General features: G+C 60.1%; 6 protein-coding genes. 5 read left to right on the top strand and 1 reads right to left on the bottom strand.

Translation table 11 applies throughout. The annotated features are described in order from the left end of the window. The coding region (locus tag GHO42_RS00140) for an autotransporter domain-containing protein (RefSeq protein WP_153384070.1) at positions 1-2,095 on the bottom strand (2,095 nt) is incomplete at its 3' end. Between the two features lie 182 nt (positions 2,096-2,277). Between GHO42_RS00140 and GHO42_RS00135 the strand changes: the two genes are divergently transcribed. The 5 genes from GHO42_RS00135 (at position 2,278) to garD (ending at position 12,339) form a co-directional block, all read left to right on the top strand. Beyond that, a complete protein-coding gene (locus tag GHO42_RS00135; RefSeq protein ID WP_153327889.1) occupies positions 2,278-6,990 on the top strand; it encodes an AAA domain-containing protein in 4,713 nt (1,570 codons plus the stop codon). Positions 6,991-7,253: 263 nt separating this feature from the next. Next, on the top strand, positions 7,254-8,003 hold the full coding sequence (locus GHO42_RS00130) for a FadR/GntR family transcriptional regulator (RefSeq protein ID WP_095002585.1): 750 nt from the start codon (positions 7,254-7,256) through the stop codon (positions 8,001-8,003). Positions 8,004-8,356: 353 nt separating this feature from the next. After that, positions 8,357-9,268, top strand: a complete 912-nt coding sequence (gene kdgD, locus GHO42_RS00125; RefSeq protein WP_095002493.1) for a 5-dehydro-4-deoxyglucarate dehydratase — start codon at positions 8,357-8,359, stop codon at positions 9,266-9,268. A gap of 150 nt (positions 9,269-9,418) precedes the next feature. Then, positions 9,419-10,774 (top strand): MFS transporter, encoded by a 1,356-nt coding sequence (locus GHO42_RS00120; protein WP_095002494.1) that lies wholly within the window; start codon positions 9,419-9,421, stop codon positions 10,772-10,774. Between the two features lie 11 nt (positions 10,775-10,785). Continuing rightward, on the top strand, positions 10,786-12,339 hold the full coding sequence (gene garD, locus GHO42_RS00115; RefSeq protein ID WP_095002495.1) for a galactarate dehydratase: 1,554 nt from the start codon (positions 10,786-10,788) through the stop codon (positions 12,337-12,339). Positions 12,340-12,411 lie beyond the last annotated feature (72 nt).

Raw genomic sequence — 12,411 nt, 5'->3', positions numbered from 1 at the left:
GGGCAGGGGTATCATTGGCTGCACTGGCAACCTGTAGGCCACCGCCTGCGCCCAACGACTGCATGGCCGCCAGCATGCTGCTGCCCACCTGCAAAGAGGCGCCCAGTGTGGCGCTGCCCAGGCTCGCATTGCTGCTGGCGGATAGCTGCTCGATGGCGGCGCCCGCCGTCTGTGCCGAGGTGTTGAGCAGGGCGTTATACAGCGCGTTGCCGGCCTTTAGCTGGCTCAGGCCGATGGCCGCACTGTGGCCGTTGGCGCTGCTGGCATAATCGGTAAATGCTACGTCATTGCGCGCATAGGTCAGCTCGACGCTGGTGGGGGTGTAGTTGAGGGTCGGGGTGAGGAAGGCGTAATCGCTGGTGACTTTGCCAAAGGTGCCGTCGATGGCCGCTGCGTTCAGCACCCTGTACTGGCTTAGCCACGGATAGGTACCGCTACCGGCATTGATGGCCAGGGTCGAGCCATTGAGGTGGACGGTGCCGCCAACCTGCACCGGTGCGCTGCTGCCATCGGCATTGACGCCATAGGCCAGGGTCGCGCCGCTGCTCAGGGTCAAGTCATGGCTGATGGTGGCGCTGCCCAGCTGCGTGTCGGTTTGCAGTGTGCCGTTGACCTGCAGGTTGGCGACGCTGCCACCACCGGCATACATGCCACCTTCATCGACAGTGATAGCGCCGCTGATGGCTCCCAGGTTGACCAGGCGGGCGCCGCTGAACACCTCGCCGCCGTCACTGAAGTCGTTGTGGCTGGTGAGGGTCCAGCTGCCGGACTTCACGTCCAGCCATTCAACGTTCTGGCTATTGCCGAAGCGGCCACCGGCCGGGTCATCCAATGTCACCCGGTCGTAGCCGCTACCGCCGTCCACCAGGCCGTCGAAGCGGCTGGCGCTGCCCAGGGTCAGGTGGTCATCGCCGCCGCCGAGGTCCAGGGCCAGACCATTGCTGCCATTGATCAGCCCCTTGTTGCTGACCACATCATCGAACTCTCCCACAAATCTGACGGCAAAACCGTCCAGCCCTTTGATTGTGCCGTTATTGATCAGTCGGGTGGCCGCGACCCCGGGGCCATCGCTGCCGTCATCCACCAGCACCGCATTGTTGGCGCCACTGATGAGTGCACCTGCGGCGTTGTAGAGATAACCCCCGCCAAGGGCGATACCTTCGCTGCCATTGGCAAAGCCGTTTTTATCGACGCCACCGGCGCCGGTGCCCTGAATCACCCCATAGTTTTCGATATGGGCGATCAGGTCGATATCCACGCCATCGCCGTCACCGTTGGGCTTGAGCCCGGAGTAGGCGCCGGTGATGGTGCCGTAATTGATCACGGTGCCGTTGCCGTCCGAACCAAAGCCCGAACCGTTGCGCCCGGTGACTTCGCCGTAGTTGACCAGGGTTGCGCCCAGATCGGTGGTCATGCCGTGGCGACCACCTGAAAGGGTGCCGTGGTTGGTCACGGTCACGCCGGTTGCCGAGTCAATATCGATGCCGTCGAATTTGTTGTCGTCGGTCAGGGCATCACCCGATGAAATCTCGCCGTAGTTGAGGATTGTGGCGTTGGAACCGGTTTTCATGCCGTCACTGAATTCGCCGCGGATCAGCCCACCCTCGCGGTTGATAAGGGTGGTCTGGACACCTTCGCTGCGCAGCGAGTCGAGGTCGATGGCCTGGCCACTGCCGGTCGAGCGCACAGTGCCACTGTTGTCGATCAACACACTGCCACTGGTGAAATTGGTGTCGATTCGCAAAGCATCGTTACTGCCCTGAATCGTCGCGCCGCTGCGATTGATAATGCTGTAGTTGCGTTCACCACGGGTACTGCCGCTGGTATCGATGGCTCGCCCGCCTGTCGAGATCAAGCTGCCGGCGTTGTCGATGACGACACCTGAGCCGCGGGTGTCGTCTTTCAGAGTGACCGCCACCTTGGTGGTGGTCAGGCTGCCGCTGGGCGTCAACGTCAGGGTGTCGTTGCCATTGAGGGTCAGGCTGTCGGTGCTGGCGGTGCTGAGGAGGGCCGCTTTGGCAAACGCCACAGGGGATAAACAGCTGGTACTCAGCAGTGCAAGGGTGAGCGCAAGACGCTGGGGTGAGGCGGGCATGACGAACGACCTTTTTTGTAATAATAAGGTCGTCATGTATAGCGAACAGGTTTTACAAAATGATGTATCCGAATACCACCAGAACCTCTGTATCGTGTCGGCCATTGTAAGAAATTTCGCTTTTACTCGGCGCTTCCAGATTCTGTCGAAGTGCCCCCTTATCGAAGTGGTTCAGCTCACCCATGGAAACAGTACGTGCCCGTCTTGCCGGCCTGATTGAATTTGTTAAACAGACCGCGCTGATGCAAAAGCGGCCGGCGTTAACCCTTAGCCAACACAGCGCCTTCAGTGCCAGCGAAGAAAAATTGCGGGCGTTGCCCGGGGTCAGCCTGGATCTGCACAACGGCGAGGAAGACGAAGTCTGGCTGCAGCTCGAACGTCTGCATGAGCGCAAGCCACCGGCGCCCCTCAGCCCGCTGCTGGGGTTGTGGATCGAACTCAAGGGCACGCCGCAGACCGAACCGGCACTCAAGGTCCGCCTGGCACGGGAGGTCCTGATCAACAGCACGGCGATCTCCGAGGACGAACGCTCGCGCTTGATGCCTGTAGCTCTGCAGATCGGGGAAGACGTCGCTGTCGAAGAGTGGGTCAATCTGGAAGACTGCCTGGATGCTGGCGAGATCCGTGCGCAATTCAAGTCTTACAGCCAAACGGCCTGGCGCCTGTGGGCCGCTGAGGAAAAACAGCGGCGCAAAAGCATCGAACTGTATGCCGAGCTTTTTATGCTGGTGCAACAGATGCAGGGCAACCTGGGGGATGCGCAGCTGGAACTGGTGTGGGGCCTGGGGGTTTCGACGTGGGAACATCCCGTGGTCGGTGTCATCCATTACCCGTTAATTAGCCAGTTGGTGGAGATCGCCATCAACCCCGACAGCATGGCCATTGAAGTGCGCCCGCGCGCTGCCGAGCCACGCCTGGAAGTGGATGCCTATGTGGCGGCCGATATTGCCGGTGTCGGGCCGCTGGCAACCCTGGCCAAGGATTTTTTCCAACAGGATCAGGCCGGCATCAGCCCGTTCAACGCCGCCAGCTACGAGCCGGTGATTCGTTCAGCATCGACCCTGCTCGATGCCCATGGTCAGTTTTTGCCGGTGACGCTGGCCGAGGGTGATCGATCCGTCCCCAAGGCTGCCGAGTTCTTGTGTGTCACCGATACCTGGTGCCTGTTTGCCCGCGCCCGCGACAGCAATATGTTTATTGAAGACCTGGGTCGCTTTGAAGCCGGGATCGAGGAGGCCGGTGAGCTGCCGGCGGCCTTGCGGGCCATTCTCACCGAACCGTCCAGTGTGCTGGAAGATGTGGTCCTGCCACCGTTTCGTGGTTTGTCCTACGTCAGCGGTACCCAGGGGGATGATGCGCCGGCGGCAAAAGCGCAGGAGCTGTATTTCCCCAAACCGTACAACGATGAGCAGGTGCAAATCATCCAGCTGCTGCAAGTGCACGATGGCGTTGTGGTGCAGGGCCCGCCCGGTACGGGCAAGACCCATACCATCGCCAACGTCATCAGCCATTACCTGGCCAATGGCAAGCGGGTGCTGGTGACGTCGATGAAAGACCCGGCCCTGGCGGTGCTGCAGGAAAAACTCCCGGAAGCCATACGTCCGCTGGCAATCAGTTTGTTGAGCAGTGAAGCGGACGGCATGAAGCAGTTCGAGTTCGCCATTCAAAAGATCTCAGCTGAAGTACAGCGCATCGATCGTGCGCTATATAAGCGCGAAATCGGCCAGATTGACGACGAAATCAACACCCTTCATGGTCAGATGGCCGGCGTTGATCGTGAGATCACTCATTGGGCCGAGCGTAATCTGTCGGACCTGGAGATCGACGGTGAGCGCCTGAGCCCTACCCATGCGGCCTTGCAGGTTGCGGCGGCCCAAGATGAAATCAGCGGTTTTACCGACCGGATCGGCGTGGACGAAGCCTATCGTCCGCGCTTTACGTTGCAAGACATCATCGCCTTGCGCGAAGCCCGGCTTGAACTCAAGGACTCACTGGCCTACCTGGGCCAGAAACTGCCGCAGCTGGCTGACTTCCCGGACGCGCAGACACTGATTCAGGTGCATCAGGATCTGGCTCAGGAAAGCCAGCTGCAGCTCAAGGAAAGCACCGGCGAAGTGCCGCGCCTGCTGGATAACAGTGCCGAAACCCTGGAGCAGGCCCAGGCGCTGGTCGAGCATTTGGGCCAACTGCAAACCCTGCGCACACAGATCAGCACCTCGGCCCACAGCTGGGCCGCGCCCATGCAGGCTTGTCTGATGCGTGGTGGCAACGATGATGTGCTGGCGCTGTTTGCCAGCCTCAAGGGCGAGATCGAAGACGCGCTGGCAGGGCGCAAGGCCTTTGTGGCACGACCGGTAAGCCTGTCGTTCGAGTTGCATGCGCAACCCGAGGTGGTAGCAGCTATCGATAACATGGCCCAGGGGCGACGCCCGTTCGGCTTGTCCGGCCTGCTTGGCAAGGGCACGCAAAAACAGTTGCTGGACACCATTGTGGTGTTGGGCAGCAAGCCGCAAAGCGACCAGGACTGGCAGCATGTGCAAGCCTTTGTGCACTTCCAGCAACACAGCCGTACCTTGCTGCTGCGCTGGAATGCGCTGGCCGCCGAAATACCCTTGCCGACGCTGGAAACCGACGCCGAACAACTGATGGCAGCGGCCCGGGCGATCGAGCAGTTCGATGCCATTGTGCTCACAGAGCAGGGCGAAGCCCGTGCCCACCGCGAACTCAAGCAGCTGCTCCCGGACTGGGCCGAGGTTAGCCAGTTGCGCAGCAACGCATCGGTATTGGCCGAGGCCGAAAGCATCCTGCGACACTACCTGATACGCCATCGCCTGGCGGCCACCTGGGCCATCAAGGAAACCTTCAACAAAGCCCTGGCCGGGTGTGGTGGCGATATCAGTGAGCAGTTGCAAGGCTTTCTGGATTTGAGCCTTGGTCAGCCTCAGGTTGATACCGCCTTACTGCAAACCCGGTGGTCCGCGCTGATGGACGAGTTGCGCCGGGTGATGGCCCTGGCCAGTGCCCTTGAGACCGTACAGCGGGTAACCGACCTGATCGCGCAAAGCGGCGGCCTGCTTTGGGCCGCCCGTTTGCGTGAAGAGCCGGTCGTCGGGGCGGTCGACGGCCTGCTCCCGGACAACTGCCTGGATGTGTGGCGCCTGAGCCGTCTGGCCCGCTACCTCGAAAGCATCGACGGACGCGAAGACCTCAAGCGATTGTTCAAGTTACGCGGTGAGCTGGAGCTGAGTCTGTCGCGTCTTTATCAGGATGCGGTGGTCAAACGAACCTGGCTGCGGCTGTCGGAAAACGCCACGCCGAGTGTCAGGGCAGCCCTTGAGCTGTACCGCACCGCAATCCGCAAGATCGGCAAGGGCACCGGCGTACGCGCCGGGCGTTATCGTCAGGATGCGCGACTGGCGGCCGATGTGGCGATCTCGGCCATCCCGTGCTGGATCATGCCGCATTACCGCATTTGCGAAAGCCTGCCCGCGCAGTACGGTGCCTTTGACCTGGTGATTATCGACGAAGCGTCGCAGTCGGATCTCAGTGCATTGCCGGCGTTGCTGCGGGCGAAAAAAGTGCTGGTGGTGGGCGATGACAAACAAGTATCGCCCGATGGTATCGGCATGGAAGAAGAGCGCGTGCAGAACATGATGGCGCGCTTTCTGGGCAATCAGGTGGGCCTGTATCGGCCCTTGATGTCGCCCGAGCGTTCGCTGTATGACCTGTTCAAAGTGGTATTTGCCAAGAGCGGCACCATGCTGCGCGAGCATTTTCGCTGTGTGGCGCCGATCATCGAATACTCCAAGCGAGAGTTCTACAACCACGAACTCAAACCGCTGCGCCTGCCGTTGATGACTGAGCGTCTGGACCCGCCGCTGGTGGATCTGCTGGTGATGGACGGGGAGAAGAAAGGCAAGTTCAACCTTGGCGAAGCCCAGGTGATCGTCGAGGAAATTCGCCGCCTGATCGCCCTGCCGCAGATCACTGGACGCAGCATCGGCGTGGTCTCGCTGCTGGGCGCCGAGCAAGCGCAAAAGATCATGCAGATGCTGACCAAAGAGCTGGGCGAAGAGGTTATTACCCAGTTCCAGATCAGCTGTGGCGATGCCCGCACGTTCCAGGGCAAGGAGCGCGACATCATGTTCCTGAGCATGGTGGCCTCTCCCGGCGATTGCTTTGCCAACAGCCGCGACTCGATAGCCCAGCGCTTCAACGTGGCCGCTTCGCGGGCACGGGATCGCATGTACCTGGTGCGCAGTGTCGAGCTGACCGACCTCAGCCCTGTGGACAGTTTGCGCCGCGGCCTGATTGAGCACTTTGAAGCCCCTTTTACCCAGGATGCTGCGCAGGTCAGTGATCTGCGCGAGTTGTGCGAATCCGGCTTCGAGCAGGAGATATACGATGAGCTGACCCAGCGTGGCTATCGGGTGATTCCGCAGGTGGGCGTTGGCGCGTATCGCATCGACATGGTGGTCGAGGGCGACAACGACAGTCGCCTGGCCATCGAATGTGACGGCGACCGCTTCCACGGCCCGGACCGCTGGGACAGCGACATGCGTCGCCAGCGTATTCTGGAGCGGGCGGGCTGGCGTTTCTGGCGTTGCTTTGCATCGGCTTTTACCCTTGATCGTCAGCAGATCATTGATGATTTGCTGGCTACCTTGAAGGCAATGAACATCGAGCCTGCCAGCGGCGAAGGCGCGGCGCCGAGCATTCATGTCGAGCGCCGTCGGGTATATGGCTTTGAACGCGCAGGAACAGTCACCGAGGAGGGCCGTGTGCGGGCCCATGATAACCGTCCGGCCAAAGACCCGTTTTTGTTCTGGGTACCGGACGACACATTGGCCGTGAGCGATGTCGAGGCTGAGCAGTCTTTGCCACTGACCGTCTGATGGTCGCCGGGGAACAGTAGGCGCGAGCCGGCTCGCGATATCGTGACCCGGCCAGCCAGACCGCAGCGCCCGTATTACAGGCAGGCCAGCCCCTTGGGGTTTTGCGTTGTCATGTGTCAGCAGGTGATCGTACAACCACCTTGAGCTATGATGCGTCCCTACGGGGGCGCGATTTCGCAGTGTTCAGGTCGGCCAAGGCGATAGATCAGCTGCTTTAATCATCAATGCTTCCGATCCTTTTGATTTCGAGAAAAATGTTCACCATGGAAAACCACAACGACGTACCCCGCCTCCCTCGCAAGCGCCGCAGCCTGGCGCAAGAGTTGGTGACGGTGCTGTCCGAGCAGATCCGCGACGGCATGCTCAAGCGCGGCGACAAGTTGCCCACCGAGTCGGCGATCATGGAAGCCCATGGTGTTAGCCGTACGGTGGTGCGCGAGGCCATTTCCCGACTGCAGGCCGCAGGGCAAGTCGAGACGCGACACGGCATCGGCACCTTTGTGCTGGATACACCGAGCCCGAGCGGTTTTCGCATCGATCCGGCAACTGTCGTCACATTGCGCGATGTGCTGGCGATTCTTGAGTTGCGCATCAGCCTGGAGGTTGAATCTGCAGGGCTGGCGGCGCAGCGGCGCAGTGCCGAACAACTGGCCGCAATGCGCGCGGCGCTGGATGCCCTGAATGAAAATACCGCGCGTAACGGTGATGCCGTGGCTTCGGATTTTCAGTTCCATTTGCAGATTGCACTGTCGACCGGCAACCGCTACTTCACGGACATCATGACTCACCTGGGCACCAGCATTATCCCGCGAACCCGGCTCAATTCGGCGCGTCTGGCCCATGATGACCAGCAGCAGTACATGGACCGCCTGAACCGTGAACACGAAGAAATCTACCAGGCCATTGCCCGTCAGGATTCGGAAGCGGCCCGCGCTGCCATGCGCCTGCACCTGACCAACAGCCGCGAGCGCCTGCGCCATGCCCATGAAGAGGCAGAGGCGCAGCGCGGGTAGGGCGTCCTCCACCTGTGGGAGCGGGCTTGCCCGCGATCGTATCGACGCGGATTGCCTGACAGAACGCGGCGCTTGCATCGCGAGCAAGCCCCTCCCACAGGGTATTGCTGCGTAAGATGAGCTGTTCTACGACAACCTGTCACTTACCAAAAATTAAATTTCACTTTCACCACACTCCACCAAAGCCCGTACTAGACGGGCTTTTTTGTTTTTATCGAAACTGATTCGGCCCAGGGCAGCCACGATTTCAAGAAATGAGATTGACGTTCTTTTTTTAAGTTGTACGATGACGTACGACGCAACGAATCGCTAACGTATTTCTCATCACAACGTGCTCCCAGGGTGTTCGAATAATGAATCCACAAGAACTGAAGTCCATCCTCTCTTCCGGTCTGTTGTCCTTTCCGATAACCGACTTCAATGCTCAAGGTGATTTCCACCCTGAGGGTTACATCAAACGTCTGGAATGGCTGGCTCCGTACGGCGCTTCGGCCCTGTTTGCCGCTGGCGGCACGGGTGAGTTCTTCTCCCTGGCAGCCAGCGAATACTCGCAAGTGATCAAAACCGCAGTCGATACCTGCGCTACCAGCGTGCCGATCCTGGCCGGTGTCGGCGGTTCGACCCGCCAGGCCATCGAATACGCCCAAGAAGCCGAGCGCCTGGGCGCCAAAGGCCTGCTGCTGTTACCGCATTACCTGACTGAAGCCAGCCAGGACGGCGTTGCCGCCCACGTTGAGGCAGTGTGCAAGTCGGTAAACATCGGCGTGATCGTCTACAACCGCAACGTTTGCCGTCTGACCGCACCGCTGCTGGAACGTCTGGCCGAGCGCTGCCCCAACCTGATCGGCTACAAGGATGGCCTGGGCGATATCGAATTGATGGTGTCGATCCGTCGCCGCCTGGGTGATCGCTTCAGCTATCTGGGCGGCTTGCCGACGGCCGAAGTGTACGCCGCTGCCTATAAGGCACTGGGCGTACCGGTTTACTCCTCGGCGGTGTTCAACTTTATCCCGAAAACCGCGATGGAGTTCTACCGTGCGGTGGCCCGTGACGATCACGGCACGATCGGCAAGATCATCGATGAGTTCTTCCTGCCGTACCTGGACATCCGCAACCGCAAAGCCGGCTACGCGGTCAGTATTGTCAAGGCCGGTGCCACCATTTCCGGTTACGGCGCAGGCCCGGTGCGTACCCCGCTGACCGATCTGCTGCCGGACGAGTACGAGGCGCTGGCAGCCTTGATCGACAAGCAAGGTCCGCAGTAAGCAATGACCAAGGCCGCTGAGTAATCAGCGGCTTTTTACGTAAAGGAATACGATCGGTGGCTCACGCAGCTCCCACATAAGTTCCACCCGTCAGCTACAGCCAAAACAGATTAACCCGCACATAAAAATAATCAGTGGGAGTAGTACTACATGCAAGCGACCAAGCCGACGCATGTCCGTTATTTGATTTTGCTCATGCTTTTTCTGGTGACCACGATCAATTATGCCGACCGTGCCACTATCGCCATCGCAGGTTCCAGCCTGCAAAAAGACCTCGGCATCGACGCCGTGACCCTGGGCTATATCTTCTCCGCATTTGGCTGGGCCTATGTGGCCGGGCAAATCCCCGGTGGCTGGTTGCTCGACCGGTTCGGCTCGAAAAAAATCTATGCCCTGAGCATCTTTACCTGGTCCCTGTTCACCGTGCTGCAAGGCTTTGTCGGTGAATTCGGCATGTCCACGGCCGTGGTTGCGCTCTTCATGCTGCGTTTTCTGGTGGGGTTGGCCGAAGCGCCGTCCTTTCCCGGCAACGCCCGCATCGTGGCCGCCTGGTTCCCCACCGCCGAACGTGGCACGGCCTCAGCTATTTTCAACTCGGCGCAATACTTTGCCACCGTGCTGTTTGCACCGTTGATGGGCTGGATCGTGTATTCCTACGGTTGGGAGCACGTCTTTATCGTGATGGGTGTGTTCGGCATCGTCTTCTCGGGCATCTGGCTCAAAGTGATCTACAGCCCGCGTGAGCACCCGCGCATCAACGAAGCGGAGTTCAAACACATCGCCGACAACGGCGGCATGGTCGACATGGACCAGAAAGGCAAAAAGGCCGACGGCCCCAAGTGGGACTACATACGCCAGCTGCTGACCAATCGCATGATGCTCGGCGTTTACCTGGGTCAGTACTGCATTAATGGCATCACTTATTTCTTTCTGACCTGGTTCCCGGTGTACCTGGTGCAGGATCGCGGCATGACCATCCTCAAGGCCGGCTTTATTGCCTCACTGCCGGCGGTCTGCGGGTTTATCGGCGGCGTGCTGGGCGGGGTCATTTCCGATTACCTGCTGCGCAAGGGCCACTCCCTGACCTTCGCCCGCAAGGCGCCGATTATCGCCGGCCTGCTGGTATCGAGCAGTATCGTGGCCTGCAACTATGTGGACATTGAATGGATGGTGGTGGGCTTTATGGCCCTGGCCTTCTTCGGCAAGGGCGTGGGCGCACTGGGCTGGGCCGTGGTTTCCGACACCTCGCCCAAGCAGATCGCCGGCTTGAGCGGCGGCCTGTTCAATACCTTCGGTAACATCGCCTCCATCACTACCCCGATCGTCATTGGCTACATCATCAGTGCCACCGGCTCGTTCAAATGGGCGCTGGTGTTTGTCGGTTGCAACGCACTGGTGGCGGTCTTCAGCTATCTGGTGATCGTCGGCCCGATCAAGCGTGTAGTACTTAAAGAACCACCGACCAGCGACCCGAAAATCGCTGACATTTTACCTGTCCATATTTGAGGAGCGGCGTCATGACGTTGATTGAACATTCCGACTCACCGCGCTCGATCCGCCTGCACCCGCGGGATAATGTCGCGGTGGTGGTCAACGACCAGGGCGTACCGGCGGGTACTGTGTTTGCCGACGGGCTGGTGACGGTGGATTTTGTCCCCCAGAGCCACAAGGTCACGCTGGCGGCTATTGCCGAAGGTGGCGAGGTGATCCGCTACGGTCAGGTGATCGGCTATGCCCTGCAAGCCATTGCGCGGGGCAGTTGGGTCAATGAGGACCAACTGCGCATGCCCACCGCACCGCCGCTCGATAGCCTGCCACTGGCCACCGATGTTCCCGCACCGCAAGTGCCACTTGAGGGCTTCACCTTCGAGGGTTATCGCAACGCCGATGGCACGGTCGGGACGCGCAATATCCTCGGCATCACCACCACCGTGCAGTGTGTGACCGGCGTGCTGGACCATGCGGTCAAGCGCATCAAGGACGAGTTGCTGCCCCGTTACCCGCATGTCGATGATGTGGTGGCCCTGACCCACAGCTACGGCTGCGGCGTGGCGATCAGCGCCACCGACGCCTATATCCCGATCCGTACCGTGCGCAACCTGGCGCGCAACCCCAACCTGGGTGGCGAAGCGCTGGTGATCAGTCTGGGCTGCGAAAAGCTCCAGGCCGGCCAGGTGATGCACGAAAACGACAGCTCAGTGGACTTGAGCGAGCCGTGGTTGTACCGCTTGCAGGACTCCAGCCACGGCTTTACCGAAATGATCGAACAGATCATGGCGCTGGCCGAAGTGCGGTTGAAAAAGCTCGATCAACGTCGCCGCGAAACCGTACCGGCGTCCGAGCTGATTTTGGGTATGCAGTGCGGTGGCAGCGATGCGTTCTCCGGCATCACTGCCAACCCGGCGTTGGGCTTTGCCTCGGACCTGCTGCTGCGGGCAGGGGCGACGGTGCTGTTTTCCGAAGTCACCGAAGTGCGCGACGCCATCTACCTGCTGACTTCCCGTGCTGCCAACGAAACCGTCGCCCGAGAACTGGTGCGTGAAATGGACTGGTACGACCGTTACCTGGCCAAGGGTGAGGCGGATCGCAGCGCCAACACCACGCCGGGGAACAAGAAAGGCGGGCTGTCGAATATTGTCGAAAAGTCCCTGGGCTCCATCGTCAAATCCGGCAGCAGCGCGATCAATGGCGTGCTGGGGCCCGGCGAACGGGTCAAGGGCAAGGGCCTGATTTTTTGTGCCACGCCTGCCAGCGATTTTGTCTGCGGTACTTTGCAACTGGCCGCCGGTATGAACCTGCACGTATTCACCACAGGTCGCGGCACGCCTTATGGGTTGGCCATGGCACCGGTGGTGAAAGTCTCGACCCGCACTGAGCTGGCCCGACGCTGGCCGGACCTGATCGATATCGACGCCGGGCGCATCGCCACCGGGCGCGCGAGCATCGAGGAACTGGGCTGGGAGCTGTTCCATTACTACCTGGACGTGGCCAGCGGTAAACAACACACCTGGGCCGAGCAGCACAAATTGCACAACGACATCACCCTGTTCAATCCGGCGCCGATCACCTAGGCTCTGTACGTAAACCCAAGAAATACGATTTTCTGTAAAATACACCGCCATTAAAGCCAGGAGGCCAAGATG

This window comes from Pseudomonas sp. FSL R10-0056 (assembly GCF_009600105.1).
GTDB lineage: Bacteria > Pseudomonadota > Gammaproteobacteria > Pseudomonadales > Pseudomonadaceae > Aquipseudomonas > Aquipseudomonas bubulae.
The sequence above is the reverse complement of the archived record's forward strand: the minus strand, read 5'-3'. Positions and strand labels throughout refer to the sequence as shown.